The organism is Ruegeria sp. BC8, assembly GCF_056535705.1.
In genome coordinates, this window is sequence record NZ_JBQFIV010000001.1 from 1,327,510 (window position 1) to 1,348,487 (window position 20,978).

General features: G+C 63.0%; 21 protein-coding genes. 15 read left to right on the forward strand and 6 right to left on the reverse strand.

Annotated elements, in window-relative coordinates:
- Positions 1-80 precede the first annotated feature (80 nt).
- On the forward strand, positions 81-1,184 hold the full coding sequence (locus tag ACR3EK_RS06730; protein WP_170371164.1) for a DUF6456 domain-containing protein: 1,104 nt from the start codon (positions 81-83) through the stop codon (positions 1,182-1,184).
- Between the two features lie 60 nt (positions 1,185-1,244).
- Positions 1,245-2,168, forward strand: coding sequence for a LysR substrate-binding domain-containing protein (locus tag ACR3EK_RS06735; RefSeq protein ID WP_170389905.1), 924 nt, complete (start codon positions 1,245-1,247; stop codon positions 2,166-2,168).
- Positions 2,169-2,216: 48 nt separating this feature from the next.
- Here ACR3EK_RS06735 and ACR3EK_RS06740 read toward each other — a convergent pair whose 3' ends face one another.
- Positions 2,217-2,765, reverse strand: a complete 549-nt coding sequence (locus tag ACR3EK_RS06740; protein WP_480633002.1) for a redoxin family protein — start codon at positions 2,763-2,765, stop codon at positions 2,217-2,219.
- Positions 2,766-3,031: 266 nt separating this feature from the next.
- Between ACR3EK_RS06740 and lipA the strand changes: the two genes are divergently transcribed.
- Positions 3,032-3,982, forward strand: coding sequence for a lipoyl synthase (lipA, locus tag ACR3EK_RS06745; RefSeq protein WP_005983549.1), 951 nt, complete (start codon positions 3,032-3,034; stop codon positions 3,980-3,982).
- Positions 3,979-5,133: an amidohydrolase gene (locus ACR3EK_RS06750; RefSeq protein WP_480633003.1), complete on the forward strand. Its 1,155-nt coding sequence runs from the start codon at positions 3,979-3,981 to the stop codon at positions 5,131-5,133. The genes lipA and ACR3EK_RS06750 overlap by 4 nt, the downstream gene beginning before the upstream one ends.
- Here the strand turns inward: ACR3EK_RS06750 and ACR3EK_RS06755 are convergent.
- Together ACR3EK_RS06755 and hpt are read right to left on the reverse strand one after the other, a co-directional pair.
- Complete coding sequence (locus ACR3EK_RS06755; RefSeq protein ID WP_165615114.1) at positions 5,123-5,272, reverse strand: hypothetical protein; 150 nt, start codon at positions 5,270-5,272, stop codon at positions 5,123-5,125. The two genes, ACR3EK_RS06750 and ACR3EK_RS06755, sit on opposite strands and share 11 nt — an antisense overlap.
- A gap of 47 nt (positions 5,273-5,319) precedes the next feature.
- Complete coding sequence (hpt, locus tag ACR3EK_RS06760; RefSeq protein ID WP_093962943.1) at positions 5,320-5,862, reverse strand: hypoxanthine phosphoribosyltransferase; 543 nt, start codon at positions 5,860-5,862, stop codon at positions 5,320-5,322.
- Between the two features lie 75 nt (positions 5,863-5,937).
- On the opposite strand from hpt, the gene ACR3EK_RS06765 reads away from it, so the two are divergent.
- Both ACR3EK_RS06765 and ACR3EK_RS06770 read left to right on the forward strand, forming a co-directional pair.
- Entirely contained in the window at positions 5,938-6,384 is a 447-nt protein-coding gene (locus ACR3EK_RS06765; protein WP_093961911.1) for a type II toxin-antitoxin system RatA family toxin, read from the forward strand.
- 38 nt (positions 6,385-6,422) lie between these two features.
- Positions 6,423-7,718: an MmgE/PrpD family protein gene (locus ACR3EK_RS06770; protein WP_480633004.1), complete on the forward strand. Its 1,296-nt coding sequence runs from the start codon at positions 6,423-6,425 to the stop codon at positions 7,716-7,718.
- Here ACR3EK_RS06770 and pyrC read toward each other — a convergent pair.
- Entirely contained in the window at positions 7,715-8,752 is a 1,038-nt protein-coding gene (pyrC, locus tag ACR3EK_RS06775; protein WP_480633005.1) for a dihydroorotase, read from the reverse strand. The genes ACR3EK_RS06770 and pyrC overlap by 4 nt on opposite strands.
- Positions 8,753-8,896: 144 nt before the next feature.
- Between pyrC and ACR3EK_RS06780 the strand changes: the two genes are divergently transcribed.
- On the forward strand, positions 8,897-9,805 hold the full coding sequence (locus ACR3EK_RS06780; RefSeq protein ID WP_222456584.1) for an AAA family ATPase: 909 nt from the start codon (positions 8,897-8,899) through the stop codon (positions 9,803-9,805).
- Positions 9,806-9,842: 37 nt separating this feature from the next.
- Positions 9,843-11,099: a vWA domain-containing protein gene (locus ACR3EK_RS06785; RefSeq protein ID WP_480633006.1), complete on the forward strand. Its 1,257-nt coding sequence runs from the start codon at positions 9,843-9,845 to the stop codon at positions 11,097-11,099.
- A 2-nt stretch (positions 11,100-11,101) separates the two neighbouring features.
- Here the strand turns inward: ACR3EK_RS06785 and ACR3EK_RS06790 are convergent, their stop codons facing one another.
- Positions 11,102-11,602 carry a hypothetical protein gene (locus tag ACR3EK_RS06790; protein ID WP_093961916.1) on the reverse strand — a complete coding sequence of 167 codons (501 nt, stop codon included), beginning with the start codon at positions 11,600-11,602 and terminating at the stop codon, positions 11,102-11,104.
- Positions 11,603-11,858: 256 nt separating this feature from the next.
- Between ACR3EK_RS06790 and ACR3EK_RS06795 the strand changes: the two genes are divergently transcribed.
- The 5 genes from ACR3EK_RS06795 to ACR3EK_RS06815 all read left to right on the forward strand — a co-directional run bounded on the left by ACR3EK_RS06795 (position 11,859) and on the right by ACR3EK_RS06815 (position 17,796).
- Entirely contained in the window at positions 11,859-12,827 is a 969-nt protein-coding gene (locus tag ACR3EK_RS06795; RefSeq protein ID WP_480633007.1) for an XdhC family protein, read from the forward strand.
- Positions 12,824-13,828 carry a molybdopterin-binding protein gene (locus ACR3EK_RS06800; protein WP_480633008.1) on the forward strand — a complete coding sequence of 335 codons (1,005 nt, stop codon included), beginning with the start codon at positions 12,824-12,826 and terminating at the stop codon, positions 13,826-13,828. The genes ACR3EK_RS06795 and ACR3EK_RS06800 overlap by 4 nt, the downstream gene beginning before the upstream one ends.
- Positions 13,829-13,976: 148 nt before the next feature.
- Complete coding sequence (locus tag ACR3EK_RS06805; RefSeq protein ID WP_149775244.1) at positions 13,977-14,462, forward strand: (2Fe-2S)-binding protein; 486 nt, start codon at positions 13,977-13,979, stop codon at positions 14,460-14,462.
- 81 nt (positions 14,463-14,543) lie between these two features.
- Positions 14,544-16,904 (forward strand): xanthine dehydrogenase family protein molybdopterin-binding subunit, encoded by a 2,361-nt coding sequence (locus ACR3EK_RS06810; RefSeq protein WP_170371154.1) that lies wholly within the window; start codon positions 14,544-14,546, stop codon positions 16,902-16,904.
- A gap of 100 nt (positions 16,905-17,004) precedes the next feature.
- The gene (locus ACR3EK_RS06815; RefSeq protein WP_170338850.1) at positions 17,005-17,796 is read left to right on the forward strand and encodes an FAD binding domain-containing protein; all 792 of its coding nucleotides are present in this window, start codon (positions 17,005-17,007) and stop codon (positions 17,794-17,796) included.
- 44 nt (positions 17,797-17,840) lie between these two features.
- Here ACR3EK_RS06815 and ACR3EK_RS06820 read toward each other — a convergent pair whose 3' ends face one another.
- The gene (locus ACR3EK_RS06820; protein ID WP_480633009.1) at positions 17,841-18,743 is read right to left on the reverse strand and encodes a MurR/RpiR family transcriptional regulator; all 903 of its coding nucleotides are present in this window, start codon (positions 18,741-18,743) and stop codon (positions 17,841-17,843) included.
- An 88-nt stretch (positions 18,744-18,831) separates the two neighbouring features.
- Here ACR3EK_RS06820 and ACR3EK_RS06825 point away from each other — a divergent pair, with 88 nt between their 5' ends.
- Together ACR3EK_RS06825 and ACR3EK_RS06830 are read left to right on the forward strand one after the other, a co-directional pair.
- Positions 18,832-19,593: a beta-keto acid cleavage family enzyme gene (locus tag ACR3EK_RS06825; RefSeq protein WP_480633010.1), complete on the forward strand. Its 762-nt coding sequence runs from the start codon at positions 18,832-18,834 to the stop codon at positions 19,591-19,593.
- Position 19,594: 1 nt separating this feature from the next.
- Complete coding sequence (locus ACR3EK_RS06830) at positions 19,595-20,911, forward strand: aspartate aminotransferase family protein (protein ID WP_480633011.1); 1,317 nt, start codon at positions 19,595-19,597, stop codon at positions 20,909-20,911.
- The last annotated feature ends 67 nt before the right edge of the window (positions 20,912-20,978 follow it).

Genomic DNA, 20,978 nt, shown 5'->3' on the forward strand with positions numbered 1-20,978 from the left:
AGCAACTCTAGGTAGATTTGGTTAACACTTTATCCGACGGCGGACAGTGGCAGTTTGATTGTCGACGAGGGCGAATAACGATGGAAAACAGCACCGCATTCACCGTTCCAGCTTGGGTTCCCGAAGGGGCACAGCGATACCTGGCCCATACCGAGGCGGGACGGTCGATCCGGGATCTGGCGCGGTCGGCAGGGTGTCACGCGTCAACCATTCTGCGACAGATTCGAAGGATCGAAATGCGCCGCGACGATCCCTTGGTGGATGCAGCACTGCAGTCACTTGCCGAAACACACTTTCCCGGTGCGGGGAATGAAGTCGCCTCTGGTCCCTTGTTTAGCGTCGGCGATGATCCTCATCGCATTCCCAATGCCGAAGACGAGGCGTTCGAGCGCGAGGCTTTGCGGGTGCTGCGGCGCCTTTGCGAAACGGGTGCGGTTCTGGCCGTGGCCGAGGACATGGAAAAGGCGGTCGTTGTCCGCGACAGCGGCGAGGGCGGTACAACTCGGACCGCCGTTGTTGATTGCAAGACCGCTCAGGCTCTGGCTCTGAAGGACTGGATCGTTTGTGACAATGCGGGGCGTGTGTCGCGTTACCGGATCACGCAAATGGGCCGAACCGCATTAAGCCAGTTGATTGCCGATGCCGAAAACCGCGCGCGGACACAGACTGAATATGGCATGGCCGAGGCACCGGCGAAGTTCAAAACGCGCAGTCAAGCCGACGAGAAGCGTCCACGGCGCATCCGTTATTGCGCAGCGGAGAGCCCCCTGATTGCCTTGTCGCGCCGGCGCGACCGGGATGGAAAGCCGTTTCTGGACGAAAGCCTGGTGCGCGCCGGAGAGCGACTGCGCGAGGATTTCGAGCTGGCCCAGATCGGACCGCGGGTCACGCAGAACTGGGACCGGTTCCTTACCGCTGGCGGTCGTGCGGGTTTCGAAGGCGATGCTCAGGTTGCGCGCGGGTCGTCCGAGGCGCGTGATCGCGTGGCTCGGGCCTTGTCGGATCTGGGTCCGGGTTTGAGCGACGTTGCGCTGCGGTGTTGTTGCTATCTGGAAGGCCTGGAACTGGCCGAGAAACGGATGGGCTGGTCAGCACGTTCTGGGAAGATCGTGCTGCGCATTGCGTTGCAGCGCCTCAAGCGCCATTACGAGAAGCAAGCAGAGTGTGACAGATTGATCGGTTGATCCAACTTGAGTCCGATTGGCCGGAGTTGCGGAAAACGCAACAGGTGATAATCAAGGGTTATGAATTTTACCCTCAGACAGCTGCAATACTTCCGCGCCGTGGCCGAGCAGCGCAACTTTGGCCGGGCCGCTCAGGTGTGTCATGTGTCTCAACCGGCACTATCGGTGCAGATACGGGCTTTGGAAGACATCATGGGCGGGCCGCTATTTGAAAGGCGCGCCCGAGATGTTCTGCTGACACCGTTGGGGCGCGACGCGCTTGAGCACGCACGGCGCATTTTGGGCGCGGCCGAACGGTTGGATCGGTTTGCGCGTGACAACTCCACCGGGCATCGCAGTCTGTCGGTCGGCTTGATCCCGACGGTCGCACCGTATCTGCTGCCGGGTGTCTTGGCTGGTCTGCGGTCGGCGGATGTGTCCCTGCGCGTACAGGTACGCGAGGCACGCACCGAGCGGTTGCTGTCGATGCTGAAAGCGGGCGAGATCGACGCCGCCGTGCTGGCCCTGCCGGTGGGCGCGCGCGGCCTGGACGAGGTACCTCTGTTTGAGGATCGTTTTCTGCTGGCTGGCAGCGAGACGCGCCTGAACAGCCTGACCGTCAGCCCCGACGCTCTGCGCCCGATCGACCTGAACGCGGCCCAACTGATGCTGCTGGAAGACGGGCACTGCCTGACGGATCAGGCACTTGAGGTGTGCGGGCAGGACCGGACCAGCGCCCATATCAACATGGGCGCGTCGTCTTTGGCCACGCTGTCGCGGTTGGTGGCGGAGGGGTTCGGCCTGACCTTGATTCCGGAATTGGCGGCGCGTTCCGAGGTCGATGCCGTGCCGGGGCTGAAACTGCTGCGGTTCGGCGCCCCGGAGCCCGCGCGGCAGATCGGCCTTGTGCGGCGCGATTCGTCGGATGGGGCGGTGTGGTTCGATCAACTGGCCCAGGTGATCCGGCAGGTCGGCGAAAACATCGTTTCAGAAACTCGGAACTGAAAAGGGCCCGCGCGCGGCGAGCCCTTCGAGTGGAGGCGGGTTGACGGCTCAGGCCATTTCGGGCTGTTGCGCTTCTTCCAAGTGCTTCATCAGGTTTTCGGGCGACGAAACGCCATAGGGGTCCTCGGGGCAGTTGTCCATCAGGCCGGGCTCTTCGAACCACGCCTCGACCACACCGTCGTTGATGATGGCTGCATAGCGCCACGAGCGCATACCAAATCCCAGATTGGACTTGTCGACCAGCATACCCATCTTGCGAGTGAACTCACCCGACCCGTCGGGGATGACCTTGACGTTCTTCAGCCCTTGATCCTGCGCCCATTTGTTCATGACAAAGCTGTCATTGACCGACATGCAGTAGATCTCGTCGATGCCCTTTGCCTTGAACGCCTCGTAGTTGTTCTCGAACCCCGGCAGCTGGTAGGTCGAGCAGGTGGGCGTGAACGCACCGGGCAGCGAGAACAGGATGACCCGCTTGCCTGCGAAGTAGTCGGCCGTGGTCTTGTCTTCCCAGCGGAACGGGTTGGGCCCTTCGATCGAGTCGTCGCGCACGCGGGTGTGGAATGTCACGTCGGGCAGCTTGGCGCCGGTTTTCATGGGGCATCTCCTGTGATTCACATTTGTTCGGCCCGTGGGTTAAAACGATTCCAAACCGGCTTCAACACGGGATGTGCTGCGTTTGCGAATATCCTCTTATCTATAGAAATCATGTAGAAATTTGCGTTGATCTCCTAGAAAATCGCCCTCCTATTTTGCATCTGCGAAACGCTGACGCATGGCTGCTATGCACGGCTGGCGTAATACATCCGACCGGTTTATGTTATTCACCAACCAAATTTACCCAAAGTCAGGAAACCGGCCCCGTGCGCGATCTGAAAATCCCTGAACAACGTCACCCGGAAAAGGCGCATAAGCCCGACAATGCGCAGCCGAAAAAGCCCAACTGGATCCGGGTGAAAGCGCCCGGCGGCAAGGGCTATGCCGACACGCGCCGGATCATGCGCGACAACAACCTGGTCACCGTCTGCGAAGAGGCCGGCTGCCCGAATGTGGGCGAATGCTGGAGCCAGGGCCACGCTACCATGATGATCATGGGTGAGATCTGCACCCGTGGCTGCACCTTCTGCAACATCGCCACCGGTCGCCCCGATGCGCTGGATGCGTTCGAACCGGGCCGGGTGGCACATGCGGTGGAAAAACTGGGCCTGAACCACGTCGTGATCACCTCGGTCGACCGGGACGACCTGGCCGATGGCGGGGCCGAGCATTTCGCTCAGACCATCCGCGCGGTGCGTCACCGCTCGCCCAAGACCACGATCGAGATTCTGACCCCGGATTTCCTGAAATGCGATCCGTCGGTTCTGGAAACCGTGGTCGCGGCCAAGCCGGACGTGTTCAACCACAACCTTGAAACCGTGCCGGGCCTGTACCCCGAGGTGCGCCCGGGCGCGCGCTATTTCCACTCGCTGCGTCTGCTGCAGAGGGTCAAGGAACTGGACCCGTCGATCTTCACCAAGTCGGGTATCATGGTCGGACTGGGCGAGAACGAACAGCAGGTGCGCCAGGTCATGGACGACATGCGCGCCGCCGATATCGATTTCCTGACCATCGGCCAGTATCTGCAGCCCACGCCGAAACACCATCGCGTGGACCGCTTTGTCACGCCCGAAGAGTTCGCGGCCTATGAAAAAGCCGCATATGGCAAGGGGTTCCTGATGGTTTCAGCCACGCCCCTGACCCGGTCCTCGTACCATGCGGGCGATGATTTCGCGCGCCTGCGGGCAGCGCGGCAGAAAAAGCTGGGGCAGGCGTGACGCCCGAACGGCTCGCGCAACTGACTGCGCTGCGCCACGCGTTGCACCAACGGCCCGAGGTCTCGGGTGAAGAGGCCGAAACGGCCGTTTTCATCGCCGAGCAATTGCGTGGTTTGGCCAGTCGGCTTCTGACCGGGATCGGTGGGCATGGGGTGGCGGCCGTGTTCGACTCGGGCCAGCCGGGACCGACCGTTGGTATCCGCTGCGAACTGGACGCGCTGCCGATTTTGGAGATGGCGGGCAAACCCTATTGCTCGCAGATTCCGGGCAAGGGGCATCTGTGCGGGCATGACGGCCATATGGCCATTGTGCTGGGCGTGGCGCAGGACCTGGCGCAAACGCCCATGTCACGCGGTCGGGTCGTGCTGATCTTTCAGCCCGCCGAAGAGACCGGACAGGGCGCACGCGACTTTCCGAACGACCCGCAATACGCTGAAATACAGCCGGATTTCCTGTTCTCTCTGCACAACTTGCCGGGGCTGGACCTGGGCGCGGTCGAACTGTGCTCTGGCCCGGCCAATTGCGCCTCACGCGGGATGCGGGTGCGGCTGACGGGCAAGACCTCGCACGCCGCGGCCCCGCAGGACGGGCTGTCACCGGCCTCGGCCATGGCCGAGTTGATGCCGGCCTTGGCGGCCTTGGGGCCGGGCGGCGAACTGACTGAGGATTATGCGCTGACCACCGTCACCCACGCCCAACTGGGGGCCCCGACATTCGGCGTGGCGCCCGGTGAGGCCGAGATATGGGTCACGCTGCGCACCGTCTCGGACGCGCGCATGGCGCAACTGGTCGATCATGCCGAGGCGCTGGTGCGCAAGGTCGCTGCAGACGAGGGGCTGGGTGTTGTGATCACCTATGACGACGTGTTCGAGGCCTGCGTCAACCACCCAGAGGCCGTTCAGATCCTGGCTCAAGCCTGCGCGCAGGCCGGGGTGCAACCGCGCCTGACCGCCGTGCCGCAAAGGTTTTCGGAGGATTTCGGGCAATTCGCCAAAGGGTCGAAAACCGCCATGTTTTGGCTGGGGGCCGGGGTTGACCATCCGCAACTTCACAACCCCGACTATGACTTCCCCGACGCGCTGATTCCTGTCGGTGCGGGTATCTTTCTGGCGGCAATTCGTCAGGTGCTGGGCGCGCCGGTCACGGCCTGAGCTTGCGTGGCTGGCTTGTTGCCCATTCGGGCCACCAGCCCATGTATTCAACGCCGGCAATCACCAGACACAGCACGATCAGGCCGAGCACCAGCTTGACCCGCTGGTCCGAGGGCGGATTGCGCGCCCATCGGGACATTCGCAGAAGGTGGCGCAGGATCATGAGGCCTCGAATCCGCGGCGGGATCAGTCTTCGGTAAAGCGGACCTTGCCGATGAAGGGCAGGTTGCGGTTGCGTTGGGCATAGTCGATGCCATAACCCACGACGAATTCGTCCGGGATTTCAAAGCCGATCCAGTCGGCGCGGAAATCGACCTCGCGGCGGCTGGGTTTGTCCAGAAGGGCAATCGACTTGAGCCGTTTCGGCTGGCGGCTGCGCAGCAGGTGGGTGACGTGGTTCAGCGTGTGTCCCGTATCGACGATATCTTCGACCACCAGCACGTCGCGCCCTTCAATTGCGCCGCGCAAGTCTTTGAGAATGCGCACTTCCCGGCTGCTTTCCATTGAATCGCCATACGAAGACGCCTCGAGGAAATCGACCTCGATCGGCAGGTCCAGTTCGCGTACAAGATCGGCGATGAACACGAAGCTGCCGCGCAGCAGGCCCACGACCACCAGCTTGTCGGTATCGCCGAATTCGCGGGTGATTTCGCGGCACAGTTCCTCGATCCGCGCCGCGATGGCCTTGGCCGAGATCATCTCATCTATCACATATGCGCGCTGGCTCATGGCTGCCCCCTTGATCTTTGGCGCGCAACATACGACATGACGCGCCATTGTCACGTTTCAAATGCCCAGGTTGCCATGCCCACTCATTCGGAAACCCGCCACCTCCCATACAGCGCGCAGCAGATGTATGATCTGGTTGCAGATGTGGCGAAATACCCCGAGTTTCTGCCTTGGTGCGCGGCCGCGCGGATCCGGCGAACCTATGCGGCGGGCGAGGCGCAGGTGATGGAGGCCGATCTGGTGATCTCGTTCAAGGTGTTCCGCGAACGGTTCGGCAGCCGGGTGACGCTGTACCCCGATCAAAGGAAGATCGACACCGAATATCTGGACGGCCCGTTCAAATACATGAAATCGGACTGGCATTTCGAGGACGCGCCCGAGGGCGGCTGCAACGTATCCTTCCACGTGGATTTCGAGTTCAAGAACGCCGTGTTGCAGGGCATCATCGGCGTGGTTTTCAACGAGGCGATGCACCGGATCGTACGGGCCTTCGAGCAGCGCGCGGCCAGCCTTTACGGCTGAGGGTTTACCCGGCGCGGGCGCACGTTAGACTGCGCCGCATGACTGATTTCACACGCACTCTTTCCGAATTCGCCGCAGGCCCGGTCAAGACAACTGCGCGGGCTCGGATCGTCACGTCTTTGTCCGCGCTCGACTGGCTGGCGGTTGGGCGCGCAGGCGTCAACGAACCGGTCTCGCGCATCCTGCGAGGGATGGTGCTGGACGAAGGCGGGGCCGGCCAGGCCACCCTGTTCGGCGGCGGGGCCGCGCCGATGCGCGCGGCGGCTTTGGTCAACGGCACGGTGTCGCATGCGCTGGACTATGACGACACGCATTTCGCCCATATCGGCCACCCCTCGGTGGCGGTGTTTCCCGCCGCGCTGGCCGTGGCCGAATGGCAGGATCAGCCCATCGTCGATTTGCTCGAGGCGGCCTTGGTGGGGATGGAACTGTCCATCCGCATTGGCCTGTGGCTGGGGCGGGGGCATTATCAGGTCGGGTTTCACCAGACCGCGACGGCGGGGGCGTTCGGAGCGGCCGTGGCGGCCGCCCGCCTGCTGGGATGCGATCCGGCGGCCATGCGCCGGGTTCTGGGGCTGACCGCGACCCGGGCGGCGGGCCTCAAGGCGCAGTTTGGCACCATGGGCAAGCCCTACAATGCGGGGCAGGCGGCTTCGGTCGGGGTCGAGGCCGCGCTGCTGGTGCAGCGGGGGTTCGTTCCCAATCCCGATGCCCTGACCGGGCCGTTCGGGTTTGGCGCGACGCATCACGGTGCCGATGACACAGCCACAGCGCTGTCGGGGCTTGGGGATGAGTGGCTGTTCGAAAGCGTCAGCCACAAGTTCCACGCTTGCTGCCACGGGCTGCACGCCGCGCTTGAGGCTGCGCGCGATCTGGACATCGCCGAACCCGAGGTGGCCGAGATCAAAATCCGCACCCATCCGCGTTGGATGAGCGTCTGCAATCAGACCGCTCCGACAACCGGGCTGGGCGCCAAGTTTTCCTATCGGACGGTGATCGCCATGCAGGCGCTGGGATACGAAACGGCCCTGCCTGAAAGCTACACGGACAAGGTCTGCGCCGATCCGCGCCTGCAGTCGCTGCGCGACCGGATCACGGTCGAAGCGGACGAAACGCTGTCCGAGACCGAGGCCCGCCTGGCGCTGCTGCGGCGGGACGGGGCGCGGCGCGAAGCGACCCACGATCTGGCCGCGCCGATCTCGATTTCCGAACGTGAGGACCGGGTCCGTGACAAGGCCGCCAAACTGATCGGCGCGGACGAGGCGGATGCGATCTGGTCGATGCTGCGCACCGGCGGGCGCGCAGCGGATCTGGCAAAACGACTGGTTGACTAGACGACGCGCCAGTGCAGCGGGAAGCCGGGGTCGAACACGGTGACCGGGCCATCGCGTGTTTCGATCTTGTCGGGGTAGCTGACCGGTTCGCCCTTCTGCAGGGTGATGGCCTGATCGTTGACGGGCAGCCGATAGAACCTTGGCCCGTTGACCGAGGTGAACCCTTCCAGCTTGTCCAGCGCACCCGCGCGGTCAAAGACCTCGGCCACCAGTGACATGGTGTTGGTCGCAGTGAAACATCCCGCGCAGCCGCAGGCCATTTCCTTGTTGGCATCCGTATGCGGGGCGCTGTCAGTCCCCAGAAAGAACCGTTCGTCGCCCGAAGTCGCGGCATCAACCAGTGCCGTGCGGTGCTCTTCGCGTTTGGCGACGGGCAGGCAGTAGTAGTGAGGCTTGATCCCGCCAACCAGGATGTGGTTGCGGTTGATGATCAGGTGATGTGCGGTGATCGTTGCGCCCAGGTCAGTTTCGTTCGCGCGCACATACTCCACGCCGTCGACGGTGGTGATATGCTCCATCACCACGCGCAGGCCCGGCGTGGCCTTGCGGATCGGGTCCAGAACGCGGTCGATGAACACCGCCTCGCGGTCGAAGATGTCGATCTCGGCATCGGTGACCTCGCCGTGCACGCAGAGCGGCAGGCCAATCTCGGCCATCCGGTCCAACACGGGGCGCACCTTGTCGAAATCCCGCACGCCCGAGGCCGAGTTGGTCGTGGCCCCCGCCGGGTACAGCTTGACCGCCTTGACCAGACCGCTTGCGTGGGCCGCGGCCATGTCGTCGGGGTCGGTATCCTCGGTCAGGTACAGGGTCATCAACGGCTCAAAGCTCATGCCTTCGGGCAGGGCGGCCAGGATACGGTCGCGGTAGGACGCGGCCTGAGCGCCGGTGACCACCGGGGGCACAAGATTGGGCATGATGATGGCCCGCGCGAAATGGCGGGCGGTTTCGGGCAGGACGGCCTGCAGCATGGCGCCATCGCGCAGATGCAGGTGCCAGTCATCGGGGCGGCGGAGCGTCAGAGTATTGGTCATGGCGCCGGGCTAGCACAGGCTGGCCGCACGGGAAAGCGACAACAAACCTTGCCAGGCGACCAGATTGCCGCAAGTCCCGGAAAGATCACGGTCTTGACGCGCAGCGGCAGCCATGACCTGTTGTGCCAAGGGAGATTGAGTCACATGAGCCAGCCAGATTCCATCGATGCCGTTCAGAAGATGCTGGGCGAACAGGGCTATGTCTGTGGCCGCGCCCTGGCCACCGTCGTGTTCCTGTCGCTGAGACTGGGCCGGCCGCTGTTTCTGGAGGGCGAAGCGGGCGTCGGCAAGACCGAGATCGCCAAGGCCCTGGCCTCTGGACTTGGCCGCCGCCTGATCCGGCTGCAATGCTATGAGGGGCTCGATGCGTCCTCGGCCGTCTATGAATGGAACTTTCCCGCGCAGATGGTGGCCATCCGCACCGCCGAGGCGGTCGGCGGGTCCGACCGGAAAGGCCTGCAGGAGGAACTGTTCAGCGGCGACTTTCTGATCCGCCGCCCGCTGCTCGAGGCGATGGAGCCCGACCCGGCTGGCCCGCCGGTGCTGCTGATCGACGAACTGGACCGCACCGACGAACCGTTCGAGGCCTTCCTGCTGGAGGCGCTGAGCGACTTCCAGGTAACCATCCCCGAGATCGGCACGATCAAGGCGCCCGAACCGCCCATCGTCATCGTCACGTCGAACCGCACGCGCGAGGTGCATGACGCGCTCAAGCGCCGCTGCCTTTACCACTGGGTCGATTACCCCGATTTCGACCGCGAGTTGGAAATCCTGCACTCCCGCGCGCCCGAGGCCGCCGAGGCGCTGAGCCGCGAGGTTGTGGCCTTTGTCCAGCATCTGCGCACCGAGGACCTGTTCAAGAAACCCGGCGTGGCCGAGACCATTGACTGGGCGAAGTGCCTGCTGGCACTGGACGTGATCAACCTCAGCCCCGAGGTGATCGGCGACACGCTGGGCGCGATCCTAAAATACCAGGACGACATCCAGAAACTGCAGGGCTCCGAGGCCAAGCGCATTCTGGATCAGGCCAAAGCCACGCTCGAACCGGTCTGATGTCATCGCGGCGCCAAAACACTCCGGGGGCCTAGCGATGGCCGAACAGCTTCCGCTGGATATCCCGGCCGATCCGAAACTGGCGCAGAACATCACCCATTTCGCGCGCGCCTTGCGCAAGGCCGGGCTGCCGATCGGCCCCGGCCGCGTCGTTGACGCCATCCGCGCGGTGCAGGCGGCGGGCTTTACCCGCAAGCAGGATTTCTACTGGACCCTGCACGCCTGTTTCGTGAACCGGCCCGAGCATCGCACCGTGTTTGCCCAGATCTTCCGCCTGTACTGGCGCGACCCGCGGTACCTGGAGCACATGATGTCGATGATGCTGCCGGCCATTCGCGGCGTTCAGGAGGAACGCATGGCCGAGGCGGGCGAAAAACGCGCGGCCGAGGCCCTGTTGGACGGGGTCGAGCGGGACGAGCCCAAGGACGTCGAGCAAGAAGGCGAAAGCGAGATCGAGATTGACGCCACGCAGACCGCCTCGTCCGAGGAACGGCTGCGGTCGCTGGATTTTGAACAGATGAGCACTGCCGAAACCGCGCAGGCCAAGCGCATTCTGGCGCGGTTGCAACTGCCGGTGGACCCGATCGCCTCGCGCCGGGGTCAGGCCAGCCATCTGGGCCAGCGGATCGACCGGGCGCGCACCTTGCGCGCGGCCATGCGTCAGGGCGGCGAACTGCGGCAGATCGCGCTGGTCAAACCGAAACCGCGCTGGCCCAACCTGATCGCGCTGTGTGACATCTCGGGGTCGATGAGCCAGTACAGTCGGATCATCCTGCACTTCCTGCACACGGTTTCGAACGCCAAGGGGGCCGGCTGGGCCAAGGTGCATGCGTTCACCTTCGGCACGCGGCTGACGAACATCACACGGCACCTGCATCAGCGCGACGTCGATGCGGCGCTGGCCGCTGCCGGGGCCGAGGCGCAGGATTGGGAGGGCGGCACGCGCATCGGCGAATGCCTGCACCAGTTCAACCGCGACTGGTCGCGCCGGGTTATGGGGCAGGGGGCCGTCGTGCTGCTGATCACCGACGGGCTGGAACGGGGTGATCCCGATCTGCTGGAAAAAGAGATTGAACGCCTGCACCTGTCGGCCCGGCGGCTGATCTGGTTGAACCCGCTGCTGCGCTGGGACGGGTTCGCGCCAAAGGCGCAGGGTGTCGCCACCATGCTGCCGCATGTGGACAGCTTCCGCGCCGGTCATTCGATTGCATCGCTTGAGGACCTGGCCGCCGTGATTTCACGACCCGACGACCAGGGAGAGAAAGCGCGGTTGTTGGCCGCGCTTGCAAGCTGACGTCACTGCAGTTGCTTTTCGTTGCACTCGCGCGCCATTTCCATGGCTTTGTAGGTGCCGGTCAGATCGACGGTGAAGCCAAAGGATTTCTCGGGAAACACCGCCATTACCTTTTGCTTGGCCAGGTCGTCGGCGAATTGCGGGTCGTCCGACAGGACATAGCCGCCGGAATACCCCTTGGTGATGTTGCCCTTCATTCCGGTTGCCTCGCCGACATACAGGTTGTCGCCCAGTAGGATCGCGACGGCCTCCTTGTCTCCGCGCTTGATGTCGGTTTCCGCCTTGGTGAAGACACCGACATATCCCACGCTGCGGTCTTCGGTCAGACCCATCTGTACCACGTTTTCGGCATCATCGACCGCTTCGATCAGGCATGACTTCTTTTCCTTGTCGACAAAGACCTTCCAGCCCTCGACCTCTCCGTAGCGTTCGAAAGTGTCGGCCCAGGCGCTGCCTGCAATCAATGCCGCTGCGCCGATGGTTAGTGTAAATATCTGTTTCAAGACATTGTCTCCTTTACAAAATCTCTTGCGTCAATTCGGCCGCAAGTCGGGCCTGCCCGCAGGCTAGTCGGCGGGCGAAAAACAATCAAATGTTTGATTGTCTGTCGCGGACTTCGGCCGAAACCTGCCTTCTGCGTCACATGAAGAACCAAGTTGGCGGGGTCGGTGTCCGAGATAATCCACCTGAGAACGCGCTCCTTGCTTTTCATCGCGTCAATCCTGCTTATGTTGATGCGAACCACCGCGGGAGGGTCCGATGGACAGATTTGACAACAGTCCGGAAACGGCATTGGCGTGGTTTCGCGAAGGTCGCGGCGCGGTTTTGGCGACGGTCGTTGAAACCTGGGGCAGCGCACCTCGGCGGGTGGGGGCCCAGTTGGTCATTGCCGGTGATGGTCGAATCGAAGGCTCGGTCTCGGGCGGCTGTGTCGAAGGCGCGGTGATCGTCGAGGCGCTTGAAGCCATCGAAGAAGGCGAGGCGCGCCTGCTGGAATTCGGGGTCAGCGACGAGGATGCCTTTGCCGTCGGGCTGGCCTGCGGCGGCACGATCCGGGTTCTGGTCGAGCCGGTGGGCGCGGTCCTGCCCGAACCGATGCTGGCCGAACTGGTGGCGGCGCGGGCGCGGCGAGACCCTGTGGCCTATGAGGTCAATATCGAGACCGGCCACCGTGCGCTGCGGCGCAACGCCTATGCGGACCGGTTGCGCATGGATCGTTCAGGGTTCGAAGAAGACGGTCAGACCTTCGTGGCCGTGCACAACCCGCCCTTGCGGCTGATCGTGGTGGGCGCGGTCCATATCGCGCAGGCGCTGGTGCCGATGGCGCGGATCGCGGGCTATGACCCGATCATCATCGACCCGCGCGAGGCGTTTGCGTCGCAATCCCGCTTTCCCGGTGAAAAGCTGCTGACCGACTGGCCGGACGAGGCCGTGGCCAGCATTGGACTGGATGCGCGTACGGCGGTGGTGCTACTGACCCACGACCCCAAGCTGGATGATCCGGCCCTGCAGGCCGCGCTGAATTCGGAAGTGTTCTACATCGGCGCGCTGGGGTCGTCGCGCACCCATGCCAAACGGGTGCAGCGGATGACCGAGGCGGGTTTTTCGGCAGCGCAGTTGCAGCGCATCCACGGGCCGATCGGTCTGGACATCGGCGCGGCCGGACCGGCCGAGATTGCCGTTGCGATCATCGCGCAGATGACGGCGGTGCTGCGGGGCAAGGCATGAAATTCGGCTCGGTGCCGGTTGCGGACGCGAAGGGCGCGATCCTTGCGCATTCGGTCATGGCTGGCATGAAAAAGCTGCGCAAGGGACTGATGCTGGACGACACGCATGTCGCCCTGTTGGCCGAGGCGGGCGTGTCCGAGGTGGTCGTCGCGCGGCTGGATCCCGGCGACTGTCACGAAGACGAGGCCGCGCGCCAGTTGGCCGCGGCGCTGGTGCCCGACCCGCAGGCGGCCAACTTGCGCGTGACCGAACCGTTTACGGGTCGCGTCAACCTGGTTGCCGATCACGAGGGCGTAGCCGCTCTGGACGTTGAGGCTCTGCTGGCGTTCAATCAGGTCAACCCGATGATCACGGTGGCCACCGTTCCTCAGCATCAGCAGATGGGTACGGGTGGCATGGTCGCCACGATTAAGGTCATTTCCTACGCGGTGCCGCTGGCGGACGTTCAGCGCGCGGCGAAGCTGGCAAAGGGGGCCATTCGCCTGGCAACGCCGATATTTGGCAGCGCCGGGTTGGTGGTGACCGACATTACCGGCGGGCCGCCCAACGACAAGGGCATCGCCGCGATGCGCGGCCGGGTCGAGGCCCTGGGTCTGAGCCTGGAGGACGTGCAGATCGTTCCGCACGCGGTCGACGCTCTGGCGCAGGCATTGTCCCGGATGAACACCGATATCGTGATGATCCTTACCGGCTCGGCCACATCCGATGTCGAGGACGTGGCGCCTCAGGCTGTTCGGCGCGCGGGCGGGCAGGTGGACCGTTTCGGTATGCCGGTTGATCCGGGCAACCTGTTGTTTCTCGGGGTTTTGGGCAAGCGGCCGGTCATCGGTTTGCCGGGATGCGCACGTTCGCCCGCGTTGAATGGGGCCGACTGGGTGCTGTCTCGGGTCGCCTGCGGCATCCCGACCACGGGAGCCAATATCGCGGCGATGGGCGTCGGTGGTCTGCTCAAGGAAATCCCGACCCGTCCGCAACCTCGGGCCAAACGCAAAGTGACGTAACGGCAGTTTCGCCCCGTTGGCGACCTGCAATACATGTTGGCAGTTTGCTCCTAAGGGACGGGTTGGAAACGGCCAAGTTTTTTGTTCTCAAACGACTTTTCCCGTGTTTAACTCGGGCCAAGGATAAATACGAAAATGGGAGGAACTTATGACACAGGTCTCAATGACCGTGAACGGAAAGACCGTGAGCGGTGATGTCGAAGGCCGGACGCTGCTGTCCAGCTTTCTGCGCGATCACCTGTCGCTGACCGGTACCCATGTGGGCTGTGACACGGCCCAATGCGGCGCCTGCGTGGTTCATGTGAACGGCGAGGCGGTGAAGTCCTGCAACATGCTGGCGCTCGAGGCGGACGGGGCCGAGGTCGGAACCATCGAAGGGCAGGCCAACCCGGACGGATCGCTGAACGTGATCCAGCAGGCGTTTCAGGATCATCACGGCCTGCAATGCGGATTCTGCACGCCCGGCATGGTGATGTCGGCGGCGGCCTTGCTGAAGGAAAACCCGCGCCCGACCGAGGCCGAAATCCGCAAATACCTGGAAGGCAACCTGTGCCGGTGCACCGGGTACCACAACATCGTCAAGGCGATCATGGCCGCGTCCGGCCAGGACGTCAGCCACATCGCCGCCGAGTGATGCCGCTGCGGGCGCAGGAGGAGGCGCCCGTGGGTTGACAGGGATGCGCCCAAGCATCCGTTTATGGGAGGAGAACAAGCAATGCCCAAAGACAGTGGCATCGGAGCCAGTTCCAAGCGCCGCGAGGACGTGCGCTTTTTGACCGGAGCGGGCAATTACACCGACGACATCAACGTACGTGGTCAGGCCTATGTGTATTTCCTGCGATCCGACATCGCGCATGGCCGGATCAAAAGCATCGACACGTCCGCCGCCGAGTCCATGCCCGGCGTGGTCCGGGTGTTTACCGGCAAGGATTTCGAAGGCGTGGGCGGCATGCCCTGCGGCTGGGAGGTGACCGACAAGCACGGCGCGCCCATGCAGGAACCGCCGCACCCGATCCTGGCGCAAGGCAAGGTGCGCCATGTGGGCGACCCGATCGCCGCGGTCGTGGCCGACAGCCTGGAACAGGCCCGGGACGCGGCCGAAGCGATCGACGTGGATATCGAGGAACTGCCCGCCGTTCTGGACATGAAAGCCGCCGCCGAAGAGGGCGCGCCGCTGGTCCATGATGATCTGAAGAACAACATCTGCTATGACTGGCAGTTGGGCGAGGCCGACGATGCCAAGGTGAACGAGGTGTTCGCCAATGCGGCGCATGTCACCACCTTGGAGCTGGTGAACAACCGTCTGGTCGCCAACCCGATGGAGCCGCGCGTGGCCGTGGCGGAATACAGCCGGGGCACGGATGAATACACGCTCTATACCACCTCGCAGAACCCGCATGTGATCCGGCTGTTGATGTGCGCCTTCGTGCTGGGCCTGCCCGAGCACAAGGTCCGCGTCGTGGCGCCGGATGTGGGTGGCGGTTTCGGTACCAAGATCTTCCATTACGCGGAAGAGGCGTTCTGTACCTTCGCCGCCAAGGCTTGCAACCGCCCGGTTAAGTGGACTGCGAGCCGGTCCGAGGCGTTCATGTCGGATGCGCAGGGCCGCGACCATGTCAGCAAGATCGAACTGGCGCTGGATGCCGACAACAATTTCGTCGGGCTGCGGACAAACACTTTTGCCAATCTGGGCGCGTATCTGTCGACGTTTTCCAGTTCGGTGCCGACCTGGCTGCACGGGACGCTGATGGCGGGCAACTACAAGACGCCGGTCATTCAGGTGAACGTGCGGGCGATGTTCACCAACACCGTGCCGGTGGATGCCTATCGCGGTGCAGGCCGTCCCGAGGCGACCTATCAGCTGGAGCGCGTGATCGACAAAGCCGCGCGCGAGCTGGGTGTCGACCCGGTGGCGCTGCGCCGGCAGAACTTCATCACGCAGTTCCCTTATGACACGCCTGTGGCGCTGACCTATGACACGGGCGACTACAATGGCACCATGGACAAGCTGGAGCAGGCCGCCGATTTCGCCGGCTTCCCGGCGCGTCGCGCCGAAAGCGAGGCGCGGGGCAAGCTGCGTGGCCTGGGCGTGAACTGCTATATCGAGGCCTGCGGCATCGCACCTTCGAACATCGTAGGCATGTTGGGGGCGCGTGCGGGCCTGTATGACGCGGCAACCGTGCGGGTGAACGCCACCGGCTCGATCAGCGTCATGGTCGGGGCCCACAGCCACGGGCAGGGGCACGAGACCGCCTTTCCGCAGGTCGTGGCCGACATGATCGGCATCGACGAGTCGATGGTCGAGATCGTGCACGGCGACACCTCGAAAATCCCGTTCGGCATGGGCACCTATGGGTCGCGCTCTCTGGCGGTCTGTGGCTCGGCCATGGTCAAAGCGACCGAAAAGGTGATCGACAAGGCCAAGAAGATCGCGGCGCATCTGCTGGAGGCGTCCGAGGCCGATATCGAGCTGAAGGATGGCCAGTTCACCGTGGCCGGCACCGACAAGTCGGTGGCCTGGGGCGATGTGACCCTGACGGCCTATGTGCCGCACAACTTCCCGCTGGAGGTCGAGCCAGGGCTGGAGGAGACCGCGTTCTATGATCCGGCCAACTTTACCTTCCCGGCTGGCGCCTATGCCTGCGAGGTCGAGGTTGACCCCGAGACCGGGCAGGTGACCATCGAACGGTTTACCGCAGCGGATGATTTCGGCAACATCATCAACCCGATGATCGTTGACGGTCAGGTGCATGGCGGCATCGGACAGGGGATCGGTCAGGCCTTGCTGGAGAACTGCGTCTATGACGAAAACGGCCAGCTGCTGAGCGCGTCCTTCATGGACTATGCCATGCCGCGGGCCGATGACGTGCCGTTCTATACCGTGGATCATTCGAGCCAGACGCCATGCACGCACAACCCGCTGGGTGTGAAGGGCTGCGGCGAGGCCGGGGCGATTGGATCGCCGCCTGCGGTGGTCAATGCCGTGATCGATGCCCTGAACTCGGGTGGCAAGGCGGTGGACCACATCGACATGCCGGTCAGCCCGTCGCGTGTTTGGGCGGCGATGAACAGCTGAGTGGAGAGGTTGGACCGCGAGGGGTCAGCCCCTCGCGATCCCTGGTCAATCAAATGCCAGATGAAGGGCGGTTTCGCGCCTTTCGGAAAGGAAAAGCGAAATGTACAATTTCGAGTTCAAGAACCCCTCGACCATTGCTGATGCGGTTGCCGCGTTGGCGGGAGAGGATGCACAGGCGTTGGGGGGCGGTCAGACCCTGATCCCGACGATGAAGCAAAGACTGGCCTCACCCGCGACGCTGGTGAGCCTGGGTGCCATTCCCGAGTTGAAGGGCGTCTGCATCGAAGATGATGGGTCGATTTCGATTGGAGCGGCGACCACGCATGCCACGGTAGCGGCAGAAGTTGCGGGCAAGTATCCCGCGCTGGCTGATCTGGCGGGGCATATCGGTGATCCTGCCGTTCGCAACAGAGGCACGATAGGCGGGTCACTGGCCAACAACGATCCGGCGGCCTGCTACCCCGCAGCTGCATTGGGGTCAGGCGCGACCATTCGTACGAATGCGCGCGAAATCGCCGCGGATGACTTCTTTCAGGGCATGTTCACGACAGCGCTGGACGAGGGCGAGCTGATCACGACGGTCCGGTTCCCGGTACCGCAGGCAGCGAGTTACCAGAAGTTTCTGCAGCCTGCCTCGCGCTTTGCGCTGGTGGGTGTTTTCCTTGCCCGCTTCGCGGACGGGGTGCGCGTTGCCGTGACCGGAGCCAGCGAAGACGGCGTGTTCCGTTGGAGCGAAGCCGAGCAGGCGCTGAGCAAGGAATTCCGGCCCGACGCCCTAATGGATCTTCGGGTCAACCCGATGAACATGATCGGAGATTTGCACGGCAGCAAAGACTACCGCGCACACTTGGTGGGTGTCATGACCCGGCGGGCGGTTCAGGCCTGCATGTGACGCGGTCGCAGTGACTGCTTTGGGCCCTGGACGTGTTCCGGGGCCTATTTCTTTTTCGCGACACGCGGAAGCCTTTTGGGCTGCCAGTAGGCTCCGGCATCCTCGCGCGCTTTCTGATAGTCCTGAACCTGGTGATAAGCCGCGTCGCCCTTGACTGCGAAAAGGTGGCTTAGAAGAACCTCGAGAACGGCCATCGCTCCGGAGAAGCTGGAGAACTGATGCTGTGATCGGGTGCTGACGGTCAGCGTCACGTCCGCCTCGACCCCCGGAGCAATGACATCGCTGTCAGCCAGCAGTATAACGCGCATACCCTTTTCCCTGGCAAACCGGATGGCACGTATCGTGTCGGCCGAATAGGGATGAACGGTGATCGCGAACAGGCAGTCGGTTTCGCTGGCGTTCAGAAGGTCGTCGATGGCCGAGCCCATATGCCTGGGGATCAACTGCATCCCCGGGTGGGCCATACGTCCGGCGTAGTGGAAGTAATAGGCCAAGGCATAGCTTGCGCGGGTTGCGGTGACCAAGCACTGGGAAGCATCGGACATCAGGGTGACTGCGGATCTGACCTTGCCCGGATCCAGCTGGCGCAACGAACGTGACACCACGTTCATTTCGTTGCGGGCATAGCTGGCCTGTGCCGACGCAAAGGCATCGCCGGCATTCAACTGGGTCAGCCAATCCCGGCTGAGGCGGTCTTCGCTGTCTGTCACAAGATCTCTGCGGAAAGGGCGGCGGAAGGCTTCGAAGCCATCAAAACCAAGATGCTGCGCCAGCCGAACGATCACGTTTGTGCTGACGCCGATCTTTTCGGCAGACACGCGGATGGAGTCGATTCCGAAATCGCCCGGATGGTCGATGATGTATTTTGTTGCGGCCTGCAATTGGGCCGGCAAATGGTCGATCTCTCGGCGCAGCCGATCCATCAGGTGGTGGGTTGAGGGTGTCATGATGGGAGAAAAACAAATGTTATGATTATTACAAGAGAAAAACATCCTCACACGAGCTAAGCACGCAAGAAACCGATAGGATGATTCAATGTCTGACACACAGGCTTCGTCGCTTCCGTATGTTTTGGTCGCACCGAACGGTGCGCGACGCAGTCATGCGGATCACCCCGCCTTGCCGGTTTCGACCGGTGAGATTGTGGAGACGGCCATTGCCTGCCACGCGGCCGGGGCAAACGGGTTGCACCTGCATGTCAGGGATGGGCAGGGCGCGCATTCTCTGGATGCAGGGCGCTATCGGGAGGCTATGGCCGAGCTTGCCCGAACCGTGCCCACTATGGATGTTCAGATCACGACCGAGGCCGCCGGTATCTACGACGTTTCTGCGCAGTTGGAGTGCCTGCAGCAGGTGGCCCCGAAATGGGCCTCGATCTCGGTTCGGGAAGTTGCGCGCGCGCCCGATCTGGCCCCTCGGATTTATGGGCTGTGTGCGGAACAGGGAACTCGGGTGCAGCATATCCTCTACGATTCGACGGATGCGGATCTGTTGGAGCGATGGCAGTCGGATGGGGTCGTGCGGCGCGAGCAGGAAGACCGCTTGCTGGTGCTGGGACGCTATGCCACCGGGCAGGAATCCCAACCGGCGGATCTGGACGCCTTTCCCGCTGCTCGTACGCCTTGGATGGTTTGTGCTTTCGGGCGTCTGGAACACGCCTGTCTGGCGGCTGCGGCCGCTCGTGGCGGCGATGTCAGGGTCGGTTTTGAGAACAGCCTGACGAACTCGGATGGAACCCGATGGACGGACAACGCGACCTCGGTCGCGGCGTTGATCGCTTTGCTGAAAGGGAAATGATATGAGCCATGTTTTTCCGCGCCACACCAAGGCGGAGTTGCCGGTCGCTGTCGGCGGTGATGGGTGTTATTTGATCGACGCGCAGGGCAAACGGTATCTCGACTGTGGGGATGCGGCCGTGTCGTGCCTGGGACATTCAAACCCGGCAGTGATCCACGCGGTGCGGGAGCAGGTCCAGAAGATCGCTTTTGCCCATACTGGTTTCATGACCTCGGAACCGGCCGAAGCCCTGGCGGATTTCCTGATCCAGCACGCGCCCGGATCGTTGGACCGGGTCTATTTCGTGTCCGGCGGTTCCGAGGCGACCGAGGCCGCGATCAAGCTGGCGCGCCAGTACTTCCTAGAAATCGGGCAACCCGAGCGGTCTCGGGTTATCGCACGGCGGCAGAGCTATCATGGCAATACGCTGGGCGCGCTTTCAGCGGGCGGAAATGCATGGCGACGGGCTCAATTCGCACCAATGCTGATCGAGATGAGCCATATCGCGCCCTGCTACGAATACGCCGAAAAGCCCGAAGGCGAGAGCAGCTATGACTATGGCCAACGCGTGGCGAATGAGCTTGAGGTGGAGATCCTGCGGCTGGGCCCCGAGACCGTGATGGCGTTTATGGCGGAACCGGTGGTCGGGGCCACGTTGGGCGCCGTCCCCGCGGTCGAGGGGTATTACAAGCGGATCCGCGAAATCTGTGATCAATACGGCGTGTTGTTGATCCTCGACGAGGTCATGTGCGGCATGGGCCGAACCGGCCATCTATTTGCCTGCGACCACGATGAGGTGACGCCGGATATTCTTTGCGTCGCCAAGGGCTTGGGGGCTGGATATCAACCCATCGGTGCCACGCTGTGCACCGATCGGATTTATGACGCCATCCGAAATGGCTCGGGTTTCTTCCAGCACGGCCATACCTATGTCGGACACCCGGTGGCCACGGCTGCAGCCCTGGCTGTTGTGACAGAGCTTACCTCGCGCGATTTGCCGGCCCGTGCCCGCGACATGGGTGACAAACTGCAAGCCAAACTCGAGGCGGCCTTTGGCCAGCATCCCAATGTCGGGGACATCCGTGGTCGCGGCCTGTTCCGAGGCATCGAACTGGTGGCTGACAGAGATACGCGCGAACCGTTTGACCCGGCCCGGGGAGTGGCGGCCAAGATCAAGAAAGCCGCCGTCGAAGCGGGTTTGATCTGCTATCCGATGTCCGGAACACGCGACGGCAGGAGAGGCGACCATGTGCTTCTGGCCCCGCCATTCATCATCGAAGAGCCGCAGTTGGACGAACTGGTGGACAAGTTGTCGGTTGCGATTTCCAAAGCAATCTGACACGCCGCCCTGACTTTGACCCACAAATAAAAAAGCTCCCTCGAACAAGGGAGCTTTGGTCACTCGG